A 15,292-nucleotide genomic window follows, 5' to 3' on the forward strand; every position below is an offset into this window, starting at 1 on the left:
GGAGCCTCGCTGTGAGCGTTCAAGCAATGTCATGGGCGCTGTCTTTGCCCACGCAAGTTCTCAAGGATGCCAGCGCACGGCACGTTCTGCTGTGCCTGGCCAACTATGCCGGATCGAACGGTGCTGGCGCGTTTCCGTCAGCTTCCACCTTGGCTCAGGACACCGGTCTTTCTGAGCGTACCGTGCGTTACAAGTTAGATGACCTGGAGAAGTTGGGGCTGATCAAGCAGGGCAATCAGGCGATTGCTGCTGTTCACATTGATCGCCATGACCGACGCCCAGTCGTTTACGACCTCCAATTATTGCGGGGTGCAAATGCTGCACCCCGTTCCGAGCGGGGTGCAAATGACGGCACGGGGTGCAACCCACAACAGAACGGGGTGCAAGCTAAGACAGAACGGGGTGCAGCGGCTGCACCCAATCCGTCACTTAACCATCAATTAACCGAAGAGCAGCAGCGCGAGATTGATGCCGCGATCGCGGAGCAGAACAACGCCGCAATCGAGCCGCAGGATAATCACCAGCGCTTTTCCATGTTCGCGACTTGGTTGCCGAACGAGAAAGCGTTGTCGGATCAGATCGCCATCGCGGGGCTTCCGGCCGACTGCGTCCCTGACGAAGCGGTTCGGAAGTTCAAGGGCTTCCACTGCGCCAAGCCAAACACTCTCGATTCCGGCTCCGGCTGGTGCTACCGCCTGGTCCAGTGGGTGAAGCGTGAGCGAGTGCAGGCAGCAGGTCGTGGTCAAGAGCCTGATTTCAACGACACCAGTTGGGGTGATGACCTGGGAGGTCTGTGATGAAGTCTGTTTCGAGTGTGCTGCAAATGTTACCCAATGTGGCGTCGGCTGAGGTCGCGCCAGTGAAGGCGGATGCGGGTACCGTCCAAGTCATCAACGCACTGTTCCGCGAGCTGATGGCAATCTTCCCGGCGTGGAAGCAGGCTTGGCCTGATCAAGAGGCCGTCAACGCCGCGAAAGCCACCTGGACCAAGGCGTTCATGGCCGAGAAAATCACGAAGGTCGAGCAGATTCGCTTCGGCATCGAGCAGTGCCGGAAGCTTGGCTCTGACTTCGCGCCGAGCGTAGGCAAGTTCATAAACCTGTGCCAGCCCACGCCTGAAATGCTTGGGCTGCCACCGCTCGAAACGGCGTTTCGCGAAGCGAGCCGCAATGTCCATCCGTCGATGGCCGGCCAAGCGAACTGGTCACATGATGCGATTTGGCACACGGCCAAGGAGTCTGGTTTCGAGAGTCTGAACCGCCTCGAAACCTCGCTGGCGCGCAAGCTGTTCGAGCGCAACTACGTGATCACCGTGCGCCGTTTGATCGATGGGTTGCCGCTCCAAAAGATGCCGCTGGCATTGCCCGCCCGAGTTGACGGCCGCCGTACACCTGAGATCGGAAACAGAGCGCTCTCCGAGCTGCGCGCCATGAGATCGGGGGCTGCCCGTCATGCCTGACCGCCGCCTGGCTGTTCCTGAAATCGATACCTATCGCTTCGCAGTGTTCTGCTGCTCGTTCAAGGTCGATCTGAGTTCGCCGCCTGACCACGCGTTGGCGCTGTTTGCCGACGAGGCCATGGCCAAGCGTTATGGCTCGTGGATGTGGCCTGGGACCTACGAAGTCGTCGACGTCGTGACGGGGAAGCCTGCATGCGAGTGAGCTCGAAGAATCTTCGCGCCTCAGCCAATGGCCAAGAGTGCACCGTCCGGATGCCAGGCATATGCAATCACAATCCAGAAACGACCGTCCTCGCGCATCTGCCTTGCGGGCAGAAGGGCATGGGCATGAAAGGCTTTGACACCGTGGCGGTGTTCGAGTGCAGCGCTTGCCACGACGTAATCGGCGGGCGCGCCGCCGGCGAGATCGACTGGCAGGACGTGCCGCGCGCCATCGCCGAAACCCACGAAGCCCTGATCAGGGCTGGAATTCTCACCGTTAAGGGGGCCGCATGAGTACCGCCGCGGTGAAGATCACCGAAGCTGAGATCAAGCGCCAAGTGGCCGGCACCGTACAGGACGTACGCGACATTGAGAATAAGGGCCTGTACCTGCGCTTCAACAAGGCTCGAACCGGTGGCTCGTGGTACCTGGTGTTGAAGGGCAAGTGGAATCCCATCGGCACGTTCCCCGAGCTGACTCACAAACAGGTTGTAGCGGCGCTGCCGTCGCTTCGGCTGCGTCTGGGCGCCGGGGAGGGCGCGAGCCTGTCGAAGTGGAACGCTGTTGGCGAACTGCTGGACTGGTTCGCGGATCGCATGTCGCGCGATCGCAATCTGTCGACCAAGCGCAAGAACACCGGCGCCTCGATCATCAAGTGTCACCTTAAACCGCGCCTCGGCGAACTGCCCCTGATCGGTATCGACAAGGCTGCGCTCGACACCTTGCTGATGTGGCCGCTGCAAGAGATGGTTTCCATCGACTACGTGCGTTCCGCATTCCAGCTACTGGCCCTGGCATTCCGGCAGGCGGCCAAGCTGGGGATGATCACGTCCAATCCGATGGCGGCGATCCGTTTCAACGACTTATCCAAAGCGAAGGTCGGCATCAAGCCGTCCCGTCTGCGCGGCGTTCAGTTGGAAGGCCTGCTCGGGCAACTGGCCGACGTCATGACCACGGCGCCGCTGGATTCGATGCTCGCACTGATGATGCTCTGCCATGGCACGCGGATCGGTGAAACCCGGATGGCGCGCTGGTCGCACATCAGCCTTGCCGAGCGCGAATGGTTCATCCCGGCCGAGAACACGAAAACCGGTGTCGAGCATCACCTGCCCCTGACCGAGCAAGTGTGCACGCTGCTGATCCGGTACCGCGAAGGCCAGTTCGCCCGAGGCTATGAGGGCCAGAGCCTATTCCCTGCGCGCAACGGCAAGGCGCTGGGCGAGGCTCAAGGTTGCGCAGTGTTTCGTCGGTTGGGGCAGGGCGAGTGGACCAGCCACGACCTGCGCAAGGTGGCTCGCACCGGTTGGGCAGACCTCGGCGTCGACCACCTGATTGGCGAGCTGCTGATCAACCACGCGATGGGCCACAACGTGAAGGTTTACATCCAGTCGGACGTAATGAGCCGCAAGCGGGATGCCCTTGAACAGTGGCACGCACATCTAGATCAGAAAGGCTTTGCTGCGATTCATGGATTGACCGGCTTTAGATTTGAAGATTCCGGTAATTCGCTGCAAGCCACAGAACATAAGGCCCGTAAGGCCACTGAAGAAACAACCATAGGCGAGGTTTCAAATCATGCAAAAAGGGCGAGTGCCTGGCTTTAAGCGGGAACGGATCGAGCTGGAGCCTTGCTCAATCTGCGCGGGGAACGCGGTGGTGAAAGGGCTGTTTTATGAGCTGGTTTGCACTGATTGCAACGGCTCAGGTTGGGTTGTTTGGGGGAGCAAGTTGGTGCTTTCTTCCGACGAGTTGGTCACTCAATTGAGTTTCAAATTGCAGCACGCTCAGCGTGAAATTGCAGCGCTGAAAGGTTCGCCGCTGATGAGCGAACCACAAAGCCAATACGAACGATCGAACCGCCTGGGGGCGGGCGGCACAAATTACACAGGGGATTGAAGGAATGATGATTCGTAAGCCGGCGGGCCGACCATTGGGAGACACCGAATACTTACTGGAGCAGTGGGGCTGGTGGAGGATGGATGGGATGGGGGGGCCTAGTTACGCCTCTCCAACGTTCGCGCTGATGCGCCAAGCAGTAGCACAGCCGTCTGCAAGCAATAACTATTGCATCACGGATGAATGGGCTATGGCTATCGACAGCGCCGTCGCTAGGCTTGCGCACCGAGATCAACAAATGGGCGACGTTATCTGGCTTTATTACGGCGCCAAATGGGCGATGGTGAAAGTTGGTAAGCAATATGGAATCAGTGAAGGTAAGGCGAGGGAGCTGGCGAGGGCAGGGGCTGCTTGGATTGATTGCGCAGTGAGTGAGATTCGGGAGGTCGCTTGATATAGATACCAAGTCGCAAAGTTTCAGCGGCTTGAAAAAATCAGTAGCTGTGTTGTGCTAAATACAGCTACTGCATTTTAATGGTCTGCTTGTTAAGCTGATTCCGTGTCGTTCTTGGCTGGTTTTTTAGAGCTTATCATCTTTCCACCTTTTAGTTGGATGTTAGAGTTCGTTATTCCTTTTAAGATTAGCTCGTAAGGGTGGTTTGCCATTTTTTCACGCTCGGCTCGATTTAGAAGTAATAATTTTAAAACTTCGATATCTCTATCGTTAGGCGAGGCTCCTGGTTTAAGCCTTCTGATATAGTCATCGGCATCGAAATATTTCTTTGCGTCTTCCCGGAGTGCAAGTAGGACGGAAGATCTAAAGTTGGACGTGCGGTAGATGTAAACAATGAAGGCTGCTAGGCTGACGTAAAGACCAATGATTGCAGTTACTGCACGATCTGTTAATGAAGCAGCGGCAAATAAATAAATTAGTAAGACACCGATGTTGAAGATCACAAATAGGTTGATCATTACAGCTTTGAGGCGGCCAGCGCTTTGAGACTGCTCTTGGATCGTTTTTTCTAGTATATTTCCGCGTTCTGCACGCTCTTTCAAGCGCAATTGCTCTCGACGATCCTCCAGTAATTTTAAAGGTTCATTCGCCAAAAGAAATGCGGACACCGCTTCTTCGATTGTGGCTTTTAATTCAGAGTCGAAGGCGTTATCAAGTGTTTTAATTTTCTCAAGCTTTCGGGAGACTATCTTGGGGATGTCTCGAGTAAGCTGGTCTTCGAGTTCAGCCTCAATTGCGCTTCTTTGGGCCTCTAGGTTTTTGTTTGCAAGACGTTTCTGGATGCCTTGAATCTTTTCTTCCAATTCAAATAAATGACTGGTCATTCGCTTGGATTGAAAGCTGCTAGAGTCTGAGTAGAAAACTAGTCCCATACTGCGAATTAGTTTCTTGGCGAATCCACTCTTGAAAAGTATATATCCTGTTACTACATAAAGGAGTGCTACAAACAAGTATGTAATGAGCTGGCCTTCTTTGGCCAATTTAAAAAGTTCCTCTAGCATCGCAGCGTCCTTAATGGTTTGTAGTGGTTTTTGGGCTATGCAAGTTTATAGTGCTAAGGCTTTCGAATTTGGTGTGTGCGCATTATGGCACAGTGCTATCCTTGCGTCATTCGGCCGGAAAGCGTGAGCGCCAATAGATCTGTAGGTGGTTAGAAAAAGCAGACGGAAGAGAAAAAGGCTTTTCCGCGCGGAATAAATTTGTTTTTATGGCAGCGTGAATTGCTGTGAACGCAGCGAAACGCTTTAAAAAATCGGCCACTGAGTCGGTTTTTTTATACCTACATACAAGCCCTGCATTGAGCGGGGCTTTTTCGTTTTCGGCCCCATGCCTGGCTCTTTGCACTGCCCGGATGACAGTGACATGGAGGCCGAACCTATTTGAGGACTACAGATGAGCACGGAGCAGCAAGCTCTCGCGGATGTACCCCTATGGCTACTGATACTGCTGAGTATGGCCGGCCTATCGGGGGAGATGCTGAGAGCGTCAGGTAGTGACCTCGGTTTACAACAGATCTTGCAACGCGTCGCGCTACGGTTTCTCGCATCCGGTCTTTTGGGAATGGCTACTTTGCTGCTCGCAATGGCGCTCTGGAACAACCTGTATTTGGCTGCGGGACTGGGCATCGTGATCGCTGTGATTGGGGCAGACGTCGCGGGAGGCCTCTATACCCAGTTTTTGGCTAGAAAAGCGGGGGTCAGTTCTCCAGCATCAGATTCCAATATGCGCCATAAATGAGTTGGTTCCGGTGTGCCAATTTCGGCCACGCGAGCAGCGTTGCACCGTTTTGGCGCCGAAAATCGCCGGGGCCCCTAGGGATATTCAAAGGATACGGGGTCGGAAACCCGCGGGAAAGCGTTAGCCACAGGGCTGGAAAGTTAGTTGACAGCGGTTGACAGGTTGACAAGGAATGCCGGGTTTTCAGCGACAGAATTTTCGTGATCCAAAAAAAGCTTTTTAGTGAAGTACCCCCGGTTCTATTGGGCTGCAGGCCTTTTCATGCCTGTTCATTTTCTTAAACAGCAGCCCCGGCGCAATGGCCAGAAGGCTTGTCAACTGAGCCGGGTTAGTTGACACACTTAACAAGCCACGACGATGGAGGCCGCATGGCTTTTGTAACTCGCAAGGAGTACTGCGAGCTGAAGGGGTGGTCTCGGCAGTACGTTGGCAAGCTGGTCAAGAATGAACGACTCGTTCTGAATGCTGCCGGGCAGATTGATGTGGAGGCCAGCGAGCAGCTTCTGGCCATGACGAGCGACCCGAGCAAGGCCGCCGTCGTCGCTCGACATGAGCGCAATCGCCCGAAGCGGAGTGATCAGCCACCGCTGGAAATAGTCATCGCAGACTTTGTAGATGACCCCTCTGGTCAGGTACCCGACTTTCAAAAGTCACGCGCTCTTCGTGAGCACTACCTATCGCTTCAGGAAAAAGACAATTTCCTTAAAGCCCGAGGCACCTTGGTAGAGCGCAAAGCGGTCGAAGATGCGGCCTATAACGCCGGTCGCTTACTTCGCGATCTTTTGCTTGGAATGGCGCCACAGCTATCGCCGGAACTGGCCTCGCTGTCAGATCCATGGCAAATCGAAAAGCGTCTGACGTCCGCTTTGCGACAGACACTGGAAGATGCTGAGCGGCTGTCAGCAGTAGATCTACAACAAGCCATTACCCCGAGCTAAACCTATGTCCTTAGAAATATCGAACGGTGCGACGGTGTACCGCGAAGCGTATTTCCGTGGGCAACGACCAGAGCCAGATGTCTGGATTGATCAGTGGGCCGACGAGTACATGCGCATTCCGCGCGACACGGGTGCGGCCGAGCCTGGTCAATACCACACTTCGCGCACCCCTTATGCGCGTGAGCCGATGCGCTGTCTGTCACCAGCCCACCCGTGCAAACGGGTGGTGACTATGGTGGCTTCGCAGTTGATGAAAACGCAGATCGCCTTGAACTGGATCGGCGGCCTGATCCATATGGCCCCGTCCAACATCCTCACGTTGTTGCCCAGTCTGGGGTTGGCCAAGCGGGTATCGTCGCGGATTGGTAAAACCATCAAGGCCACGCCTGTGCTGCGTGAGCGCGTGGCGTCCAACCGCTCGCGGGATGCGCGCAACACCATGGACACGAAGGAGTTCGAGGGTGGTTCGCTGTACATCACCACGGCCGGTTCTGCGGCCAACCTGGCGGAGCTTTCCGCCCGCTACATCTATGGCGACGAAGTTGATCGCTGGAGTGTGGACGTGGGTGAAGAGGGCGACCCGGTCGAACTGGCCGAGACTCGCGGTAGTACTTTCGGCCGTAACGCAAAATTCTACTTTTCCAGTTCGCCGACGGTCAGGGGGGCGTCCCGGATCGCTGATCTGTTTGAGGTCAGCGATCAGCGTTACTACTACGTGCCGTGCCCAACCTGTGACCATATGCAGGTTCTCGAATGGGAGCGCTTGCATTACTCGGCGGATTTTCAGGTTGTGCATTACCAATGTGCCGGTCCCGACTGCGACGTCCTGATCGAGGAGCGCTATAAGGGCGAGATGCTGGCGAAAGGGCAGTGGCGGGCACACACCCAAGGCGATGGCGAAACCATTGGTTTCAACTTGAATGCGCTGTACTCGCCGCCCGGCTGGACGGGTTGGGCGTCGTTGGCCAAGCAATTCGAAAAAGCTAAAAAGGCTCAGGCCAAAGGCGATCTGGAGCCGATGCAGGTGTTTTACAACACCCGTCTGGCCAAGGTTTGGGATAGCGCTCAGGAGCAAACCTCAGCCGATGTGCTGAGGGAACGGGCGCGGCTGGAAAGCTACGGACTTGGCTCAATGCCCGACGGCGTGTTGATGCTGACCGCTTCTGTTGACACCCAAGCCAACCGCTTGGAATTGATGGTGATGGGTTGGGGTGCCGGCATGGAGCGCTGGGTGGTCGACTTTCAAGTGATCTCCGGCGACCCCGCAGATGAGCGTACTTGGGCGGCGCTGGATGATTTGCTTAAGGCCCGTTACCGACACCCTAGTGGTGCCGAGCTGATGATCATGGCTACGGCGGTCGACTCTGGTGGTAACCATACGGATGAGGTCTATCAGTTCTGTCGTATGCGCCGCTGGCGCAGCGTGTTCGCCATCAAGGGGGCGAGCAAGCGGGGCCGGCCGGTGATCGCGCAGCGACCTTCGATGGTCGACGTGACATGGAAGGGCCTGACTGAACGGCATGGCGCCGAGCTATGGATTGTTGGTACCGACACGGCGAAGGACTGGATCTATAACCGCTATGTATTCGACACCGGCCCGGGAGCGCTGCACTTTGCCAACGACCTGCCGGATGACTTTTTCGCCCAGTGCGTGGCTGAGCGCAAAGTCACTCGTTACGTCAGGGGGCATAAACGCATCGAATGGACCAAGGGCAAATCCGAGCGTAACGAAGCGCTCGATCTGATGGTTTACAACCTGGCCATGGCCCACTACCTCGGTATCAATCGCTACCAGGATCACGATTGGGCGCGGATTCGGCAGGCGGTCAACCAGTCGGTTTCGGGCGATAACAGTCAACCCGTTCAGAGCGAACGGCTCAGCCAGCCAGTCGTAACAACGGCAGTACCGCAGGCGCCGCAACCAGCCGTGAAATCACGTCCGGCAGCCGCTCCCCCACAACGCCGCATTTCCACCAGTGGCTACCTGAAGAGACGCTGATATGTCATTTACGAAAAAGCACCTCGACGCGGTTGAGGCGGCGATTGCTCGCGGTGAAAAAACTGTGCGCTACACCGACCGTACTGTGGAATACCGCACGGTCGATGAGCTGCTCAAGGCGCGCGAAGAAATACGCTCGTCGCTGGCCAGCGCCGCCGGGCCGCGTTCGCGCGTGGTTCGCCTTTATCACGGGGGCAAGGGACTTTAATGGCCCGACATTTTCCGACGTTGACCCGTAACGGCTTTGTGCTGCCGTCCAACATCAAGGCCAGTTACGAAGGCGCTGGTGAAGGCCGCCGATCCGCTAACTGGGACGCTCCTGACAACGGGATCAACAGCATCAACACCCCGGCATTGCGCAATTTGCGGTCGCGCTCCCGGGCGGCGGTTCGCAATGATCCGTATGCCTTCAACGTCATCGACAAGCGGGTCAGCAACCTGATCGGCACCGGCATCACCCCTCGGCCAGCAACCGATGATGATGCCCTGCGCAAACTGCTGCAGGAGCTGTGGTGCGATTGGGTCGATGAGTCGGATGCGGATGACCGCACCGACTTTTACGGCCAGCAGGCGCTGGTGGCGCGCACGGTAGAAACATCGGGTGAATGCTTTGTTCGCTTGCGTCCTCGCAGTCTGGATGAAGGCTTGGCGGTTCCGCTGCAGTTGCAGATTCTGGCGCCGGAGTTCGTGCCGCACGACAAATTCGAGAGCACCAAGAACGGCAACGTCATCCGCGCCGGCATCGAGTTCACGCCCGGCGGCAAGCGGGTAGCGTATTGGATGTACCTGTCGCACCCGCGTGATGCGGCCTCGTTGAATGCCGGCTACAACCAGCTAGTGCGCGTCCCGGCCGCACAGGTGCTGCACATCTTCGAACCGGTCGAACCTGGCCAGTTGCGCGGTGTGCCGCGATTGTCGCCGGTACTCAAACGGCTGCGCAGTCTGGACAACTACGACGACGCGGTGCTGTTCCGTCAGGAGGTGGCCAACCTGTTCGCCGGTTTCATCAAGCGCCCGTCGCCGGACGCGGGGCCGGCTCCACGCGATCCGGTCACCGGCGCGTTATTGGATCTGGACCGCGACGGCTTCACGCCCATGGTTGCGCTCGAACCCGGCACCATGCAGGAACTCGGTCCGGGCGAAGAGGTGGAATTTTCCAAACCGCCGGACGCGGGTAACAACTACTCGGACTTCATGCGTCAGCAGTTGATGGCTGCAGCGGCGGGTAGCGGTACGCCTTACGAGATCCTCACCGGCGACATGCGCGGCATCAACGATCGAGCGCTGCGGGTGGTACTCAACGAGTTTCGGCGTCGCCTGGAACAGCTGCAGTTCAGCGTGTACGTGCATCAACTCTGCCGCCCGGTACGGACTGCGTGGATGGACATGGCGGTGCTGTCGGGTGTCTTGGTGCTGGACGATTACGCACAGAAGCGCCGCCAATACCTGCGCACCCGCTGGGTGCCACAAGGCTGGGCTTACATCCAGCCGGTGCAGGACGTGCAGGCGCGAGCGATGGAGGTGAGAGCCGGTTTTTCGTCGCGCAGCGAGATGGTTTTGCGCACTGGCTACGACGCCGAAACGGTCGATCTGGAAAACGCTGCTGATCTGGCACGCGCCACCTTATTGGGCCTCAACTACAACACCCTTGATGCCGTCGAAGACACCGACGACAAGGAGCAACCATGAGCAAGCGCGCGAAACCGCGTATTTACAACCGCGCCGGCAAACGCGTCGAGGTCAAGGACAAGACTTGGTACGCCGTTCATGCCAGCGGCGAGTCCATCGAGCGAGTGATCGAAGTCTTCGTGTATGGCGAGATCGGCGCGTGGGGCATCACTGCCAATCAGTTTGTGCAGGATCTGCGCGCCATGGACGACGGTGTTTCGCCGGTGGTCGCCGCGTTCAACAGTATCGGCGGTGACCTGTTCGACGGGCTGGCCATGCACAACGCGCTGTCGCGGCTGGGCGAGCGCTGCACCGGCCGGATCGATGCACTGGCAGCGAGTGCTGCCAGTGTTGCTGTGTGCGGTGCCCACCGCGTAGTTATCGCGGCGAACGCCATGTTGATGATTCACAACCCATACACCTATGCAGGCGGGGGCGCCGAGGACTTCCGCCGAGTCGCTGACGTATTGGATCAAACCTTGGAGGCGATCATCGCGGCCTATAAGGCCAAGGCGCCCGACATCGATGAGGCCGAGCTACGGCGAATGGTTGATGCCGAAACCTGGCTGACTGCCAACGAAGCAGTGGCGCTTGGTCTTGCAGACGAAGTCGGCGACGGCATCAAGGTCAAAGCCTGCCTAGGTCAAGGCGCGGTTTTGCAACGGTTCCAGCACGCTCCGGCTGAGCTGGTGGCGCAGCTCGACGAGCCACCTGAGTCGGATCCCGAACTCGAACCTATAGAACCTCCGCTGGTACCGCCTGTAGTCGACTCGGCCAAGTTGGCACTGATGATCACCCAGCGTTGTACGGCAGCGGGCATCAGCAACTTGGTCGAGTCGCTACTCAGTTCGACCAAGCTCGAAAGCGAAGAAATTGTTCTGGCCGGCCTGGCACGCGCCAAGGCGATTAACGACCTCTGCGTGGCCGCGCGGCTGCCTGAATTCAGCGCCGAGTATGTCGCGGCAGGTCTGGATGCGCCGGCGGTGCGGGCGCGTCTGTTCGACAAAATTGTCACCAGCGGTAAGGGCTTTGAAATCGACAACAGTCTGCCGCTGGCGGACGATCTGGCGCCCAAGGTGCTGGCCAAACAACCTGACCCCAACTCGATTTGGGCCGCTCGTCAAGCGGCCCAAACTGGAACCGCGCAAAGCGCGAAAGGAGCACGAGCATGAACATCAAACAGGAACCGATGCACGCAGGTGAATTCCTGCTGTCCGAAGGCGCCGGAAATATTTCGCGGGAAACGATCAATGTCGCCGCCGGCCCGGCACTGAATTCGGGCCAAGTCCTCGGTCTGGTGACGGCCACGGGCGAGTTTGCGCCGTATGATCCGGCCGCCGAAGACGGCACCCAATCTGCTGTCGCGATCCTTTACGGGCCGTTGGGCGAGTCGGACATCGTGCGCCGTGGTCGCGCGGTAGCACGCATGGCTGAGGTCAGCGAAGCGCACCTGACGGGGCTGGATCCTGAAGCCGAAAAAGATCTGGCCGCTCATTTCCTGATCCTCCGCTAAGACGTTTCCTTCTTTATATGCATCCCGCCGCGTGCGGGATTTTTCGTTTCTGGAGAGTACCCATGGCCGATATCGCCATTTTTGAAGACGAAGCGTTTACCGTTACCTCGCTGACCGCTGCACTCAATGATCAACCCTACTTGCCGGGCCGCATCAGCGCCCTGGGCCTGTTCCGCGAGGAAGGCATTACCACCCTGACCGTGCAGATTGAAAAGGACGGTGACACCCTGGCACTGGTGCCGGCCGGTGAGCGCGGTGGTTCTGGCCTGGTGGTTGCTGCGAGCAAGCGCAACCTGATCCCGTTCAACACCGTGCATCTGCCGGAGCGTTTCACCATTAAGGCGGATGAGATCCAAGGCATCCGCGCGTTCGGCACTCGCACTGAGCTGCAGGCGGTGCAGGACGTGGTCAATGCGCGTCTGGCTAAGGCGCGTCGACAGTTGGACGCCACGCATGAGTTCCAGCGCATGGGCGCACTCAACGGCCAGATCCTCGACGCTGATGGCTCGACGGTTCTGCTGGATTTGTATGAGCGCTTCGGTGTGCAGCGTCAGAAGTTGTCCATGGGGCTGACTGAAGCCGGTACCGAGCTGCGGGTCAAATGCGGTGAGGCGTTGGACATGCAGGAGGATGCGCTGGGCAGCGTGACCAGTACCGGCTCGCGCGCTTTCTGCGGCAAGAACTTCTGGAACAAGCTGATCGTTCACAAGTCGGTCAAAGAGACCTACCTGAACAGTCAACAGGCAGCGGCTCTGCGCGGTGATGCTCGTGAAAGCTTCGAGTTCGGCGGCATCATCTGGGAGCGCTACCGTGGCAAGGTAGCCGGCGTTTCCTTTGTCCATGACGACAAGGCGCTGCTGGTCCCGGAAGGCGTTCCCGACCTGTACATCTCGGTGTTCGCGCCGGCTGATTACATGGAAACGGTCAACACGCAGGGCATTCCGTACTACAGCATGATTGAGCCGCTGCCCTTCAACAAAGGCATGGCCGGCGAAGCCCAGTCGAACCCGCTGCATCTGTGCACTCGACCGCGCGCCCAGATCCTGCTGGAACTCTGACCATGGGCTTTCGTGATCTGATCGCCGATGTCGACGCGGTGGTGTTCGAAACGCTGGGTGATATGGCGCGGATCGAGGGTCGCGAAGAGCCAGTGTTCGGCATGTTCGCCGCGCCTTGGCTACAACCCAAGTTCGGCAAGCTCAACACCGGGTTGCGCGAACCGCGCTTCGAGATCCGCGTCAGCGATTCGCAGGGGCTGCAGCAGGGCATGCTGGTCAGCGTTGACTTGCCTGCGTTGGATGGTGGCGGTGACTACGACCTGATTCAGCTCGAGCCGAGCGGTGACGGATTGGTCACGTTGATTTTGAGGATGCGAGCATGAGCGTCGGCAGCTATTACAAATCCTCGGCCAGTGGTGGAATGCTCACAATTCAGTCCTCGGCGGCGGATCTGCAAGCCTTCGAAGGTTTCGCTGCGTTGGTACCGAAAGCTGCCGCTGCTGCTCAGCGTCGAGCGATCAACAAAACGCTGGGCTGGTTGCGTACTCACATTGCGCGTGCAGTCGGCCGGCAGGAGCGCATTGCCGTAGCGGCGGTGCGTCAGCGCTTGCGCAGCTACCCGGTAGCCGGCAGAGCCGCAAGTGGCAAATTGTGGTTCGGGCTGAATGCCATTGAGTCCAGCCGAATTGGTCGAGCGCGGCAAAACGGCAAAGGCGTATCGGTGGCTGGTCGGCGCTATCAGGGCGCTTTCCTCAAACAGGTATACGGCAACAAGCCCGACATCTGGATCCGCACGGCGAGCAAGCACTTCCATTCTGACGACTACCCCGATACGACAGTGTCGGCGAGTCGTGGCGCCAGTTCGGGCTGGGTCGCAGAAAACGGCAGTCGGTTTCCACTGGCCAAGGCCAAAGTATCGCTGGAAGGCGCACGGCCGCACTTCGACGAATGGGTCAAACGCGCTCATGCCCGCTTGCTGGAGATCCTGCAGCAGGAGCTGAACTTCGAGTTTCAAAAGTACCTGAAGGGGGCGGTTAATGTCTGACGAAGCATTCACCCTTGATGAGCTTTATCAAGCGATCGAGCAGCACCTGTTGAGCCATCTGCCAGGCGTCAGAGCTGTCACGGCATGGCCCGATATCAAGGATCGTATCGCGCTGCCCGCGGTGTTCATTGAAATGGCAGAGATGGAACCTGGTACTGATATCGGTACCGGGCAGACACCTCTGATCTGCAGGTTTGAAGCACGGATTATCGTCGACCCCATTCGCGCGAAGCATTGTCAGCAAGCCGCCCAGTTGGCGGCTCAATTGGCGGTGCTCTTACGCATGCAAACCTGGGGCGTTGCGGTGGAACCCGCTGAGTTCGTCCAGGCCATGCAGGACTGGACCAAACCGGAGCTGGATGGCTACACCGTTTGGGTCGTCGAGTGGACTCACAAACTTCATTTGGGAGCAGAGGAATGGCCTTGGCCGGACGAGCCGCCGGGTTCGCTGTTGTTCGGCATCAATGATGCCCAAGGCAGTGAGTTCTTCGCGCCGGAGGACCTGCCATGAGTTATCCGAGCGGTGAGCATGACCGCATGATCGCGGCCATGCTGATGCCCTGCGTAGTGGTCGGGGTCGATCTGCCAGCGGGGACGGTGCGGGTATCGAGTGGCGAATGGACAAGTGCCTGGGTGCGATGGCACAGCCTCGCAGCTGGCAAGGCTCGGCACTGGCGGGCGCCGACCCCCGGCGAGCAAGGTGTGCTGTTCAACCCCAGCGGTCAGGCCGGAATCGGGACGTTTATCCCCGGGCTCTACGGCCAAGCCGGCGCCCAGCCCGACAATCGCGATCACGTCGAGGTCTGGCGGTTTGATGATGAGGGTTCGCTGGTCTACGACTGGGAAGCAAGCAGCTACACGATCACCGTGCCCAGTGGGACCGTGACAATCAAGGTCGGCGGTACAGAGCTGGTCGTTACGGATAACGCGGTGACTGTGAAGTCTGGTACGGTCGACATTGAGGCCGCTGTGAACATCAAAGGGCCGGTGAAAATCGACGGGCCGTTACACGTAACGGGCAACATCGACGGCGACGCAAACATCATAGCCGCCGGCAACAGCGACAACCACCACAAGCATTAATCAACCCAGCCCGCCAAGTGCGGGTTTTTTGTGCCCGGAGGAAACCCATGGCCAAGAACAAAGAGCAAGCGCTAGATGAGCCACTGCCGTCACCGATTCGCCAACCCGTGCCCGCACAACTGCTAGCACCGGACCTGCTTTTGAAGTTTCGCGACAAGCTCTACATCTCGCGCACGCTGTGCATCCCCGGCACGAATCGCACGCTGGCGGTGGTCAAGGCCGCCGTAGAGGTGTCGGTATCCGATGAACAGGCGGTGTCCTTCTTGAAGTCCCATCCCGAACTTGAAGCCCAGGAGTAACG

The 15,292-nt window shown here is 58.1% G+C and carries 21 protein-coding genes; 20 read left to right on the top strand and 1 reads right to left on the bottom strand.

Annotation, left to right across the window (positions count from 1 at the left end):
- Positions 1 to 11 precede the first annotated feature (11 nt).
- The 7 genes from ACXR0M_RS19560 to ACXR0M_RS19590 are packed head-to-tail and all read left to right on the top strand — an operon-like array spanning position 12 to position 3,950.
- Complete coding sequence (locus tag ACXR0M_RS19560) at positions 12 to 797, top strand: helix-turn-helix domain-containing protein (RefSeq protein ID WP_458833418.1); 786 nt, start codon at positions 12 to 14, stop codon at positions 795 to 797.
- Positions 797 to 1,459 (top strand): replication protein P, encoded by a 663-nt coding sequence (locus tag ACXR0M_RS19565; RefSeq protein WP_041481055.1) that lies wholly within the window; start codon positions 797 to 799, stop codon positions 1,457 to 1,459. The genes ACXR0M_RS19560 and ACXR0M_RS19565 overlap by 1 nt, the downstream gene beginning before the upstream one ends.
- Positions 1,452 to 1,661 (top strand): hypothetical protein, encoded by a 210-nt coding sequence (locus ACXR0M_RS19570; RefSeq protein ID WP_041481054.1) that lies wholly within the window; start codon positions 1,452 to 1,454, stop codon positions 1,659 to 1,661. The genes ACXR0M_RS19565 and ACXR0M_RS19570 overlap by 8 nt, the downstream gene beginning before the upstream one ends.
- Complete coding sequence (locus tag ACXR0M_RS19575; protein WP_458833419.1) at positions 1,652 to 1,954, top strand: nuclease domain-containing protein; 303 nt, start codon at positions 1,652 to 1,654, stop codon at positions 1,952 to 1,954. The genes ACXR0M_RS19570 and ACXR0M_RS19575 overlap by 10 nt, the downstream gene beginning before the upstream one ends.
- Positions 1,951 to 3,264 carry a tyrosine-type recombinase/integrase gene (locus tag ACXR0M_RS19580; protein WP_458833420.1) on the top strand — a complete coding sequence of 438 codons (1,314 nt, stop codon included), beginning with the start codon at positions 1,951 to 1,953 and terminating at the stop codon, positions 3,262 to 3,264. Before ACXR0M_RS19575 ends, ACXR0M_RS19580 begins: the two co-directional genes overlap by 4 nt.
- Positions 3,236 to 3,556, top strand: a complete 321-nt coding sequence (locus ACXR0M_RS19585; protein WP_150775386.1) for a hypothetical protein — start codon at positions 3,236 to 3,238, stop codon at positions 3,554 to 3,556. The genes ACXR0M_RS19580 and ACXR0M_RS19585 overlap by 29 nt, the downstream gene beginning before the upstream one ends.
- Positions 3,557 to 3,560: 4 nt before the next feature.
- On the top strand, positions 3,561 to 3,950 hold the full coding sequence (locus ACXR0M_RS19590) for an antiterminator Q family protein (RefSeq protein WP_458833421.1): 390 nt from the start codon (positions 3,561 to 3,563) through the stop codon (positions 3,948 to 3,950).
- 92 nt (positions 3,951 to 4,042) lie between these two features.
- Here the strand turns inward: ACXR0M_RS19590 and ACXR0M_RS19595 are convergent, their stop codons facing one another.
- Entirely contained in the window at positions 4,043 to 5,011 is a 969-nt protein-coding gene (locus ACXR0M_RS19595) for a hypothetical protein (protein WP_458833422.1), read from the bottom strand.
- Positions 5,012 to 5,402: 391 nt separating this feature from the next.
- Between ACXR0M_RS19595 and ACXR0M_RS19600 the strand changes: the two genes are divergently transcribed.
- From ACXR0M_RS19600 to ACXR0M_RS19660, 13 genes are all read left to right on the top strand, one after another.
- Entirely contained in the window at positions 5,403 to 5,747 is a 345-nt protein-coding gene (locus ACXR0M_RS19600; RefSeq protein WP_458833423.1) for a phage holin family protein, read from the top strand.
- 368 nt (positions 5,748 to 6,115) lie between these two features.
- Positions 6,116 to 6,685: a terminase small subunit gene (locus ACXR0M_RS19605; protein WP_458833424.1), complete on the top strand. Its 570-nt coding sequence runs from the start codon at positions 6,116 to 6,118 to the stop codon at positions 6,683 to 6,685.
- Between the two features lie 4 nt (positions 6,686 to 6,689).
- Positions 6,690 to 8,684, top strand: coding sequence for a phage terminase large subunit family protein (locus ACXR0M_RS19610; protein ID WP_458833425.1), 1,995 nt, complete (start codon positions 6,690 to 6,692; stop codon positions 8,682 to 8,684).
- 1 nt (position 8,685) lies between these two features.
- Complete coding sequence (locus ACXR0M_RS19615; RefSeq protein WP_041481045.1) at positions 8,686 to 8,892, top strand: phage head-tail joining protein; 207 nt, start codon at positions 8,686 to 8,688, stop codon at positions 8,890 to 8,892.
- The gene (locus ACXR0M_RS19620) at positions 8,892 to 10,373 is read left to right on the top strand and encodes a phage portal protein (protein WP_458833426.1); all 1,482 of its coding nucleotides are present in this window, start codon (positions 8,892 to 8,894) and stop codon (positions 10,371 to 10,373) included. Before ACXR0M_RS19615 ends, ACXR0M_RS19620 begins: the two co-directional genes overlap by 1 nt.
- Positions 10,370 to 11,524: a head maturation protease, ClpP-related gene (locus ACXR0M_RS19625; RefSeq protein WP_458833427.1), complete on the top strand. Its 1,155-nt coding sequence runs from the start codon at positions 10,370 to 10,372 to the stop codon at positions 11,522 to 11,524. The genes ACXR0M_RS19620 and ACXR0M_RS19625 overlap by 4 nt, the downstream gene beginning before the upstream one ends.
- Positions 11,521 to 11,865 carry a head decoration protein gene (locus ACXR0M_RS19630; protein ID WP_458833428.1) on the top strand — a complete coding sequence of 115 codons (345 nt, stop codon included), beginning with the start codon at positions 11,521 to 11,523 and terminating at the stop codon, positions 11,863 to 11,865. Before ACXR0M_RS19625 ends, ACXR0M_RS19630 begins: the two co-directional genes overlap by 4 nt.
- 62 nt (positions 11,866 to 11,927) lie before the next feature.
- Positions 11,928 to 12,923, top strand: coding sequence for a major capsid protein (locus ACXR0M_RS19635; RefSeq protein WP_041481041.1), 996 nt, complete (start codon positions 11,928 to 11,930; stop codon positions 12,921 to 12,923).
- 2 nt (positions 12,924 to 12,925) lie between these two features.
- Positions 12,926 to 13,246 carry a head-tail joining protein gene (locus ACXR0M_RS19640; protein WP_458833429.1) on the top strand — a complete coding sequence of 107 codons (321 nt, stop codon included), beginning with the start codon at positions 12,926 to 12,928 and terminating at the stop codon, positions 13,244 to 13,246.
- Positions 13,243 to 13,908 carry a hypothetical protein gene (locus ACXR0M_RS19645; protein ID WP_458833430.1) on the top strand — a complete coding sequence of 222 codons (666 nt, stop codon included), beginning with the start codon at positions 13,243 to 13,245 and terminating at the stop codon, positions 13,906 to 13,908. The genes ACXR0M_RS19640 and ACXR0M_RS19645 overlap by 4 nt, the downstream gene beginning before the upstream one ends.
- Positions 13,901 to 14,419: a hypothetical protein gene (locus ACXR0M_RS19650; protein ID WP_458833431.1), complete on the top strand. Its 519-nt coding sequence runs from the start codon at positions 13,901 to 13,903 to the stop codon at positions 14,417 to 14,419. Before ACXR0M_RS19645 ends, ACXR0M_RS19650 begins: the two co-directional genes overlap by 8 nt.
- A complete protein-coding gene (locus ACXR0M_RS19655) occupies positions 14,416 to 14,991 on the top strand; it encodes a phage baseplate assembly protein V (RefSeq protein WP_458833432.1) in 576 nt (191 codons plus the stop codon). Before ACXR0M_RS19650 ends, ACXR0M_RS19655 begins: the two co-directional genes overlap by 4 nt.
- Before the next feature lie 47 nt (positions 14,992 to 15,038).
- The gene (locus tag ACXR0M_RS19660; RefSeq protein WP_458833433.1) at positions 15,039 to 15,290 is read left to right on the top strand and encodes a hypothetical protein; all 252 of its coding nucleotides are present in this window, start codon (positions 15,039 to 15,041) and stop codon (positions 15,288 to 15,290) included.
- The last annotated feature ends 2 nt before the right edge of the window (positions 15,291 to 15,292 follow it).

It is taken from the genome of Pseudomonas sp. Eth.TT006, from assembly GCF_054456575.1.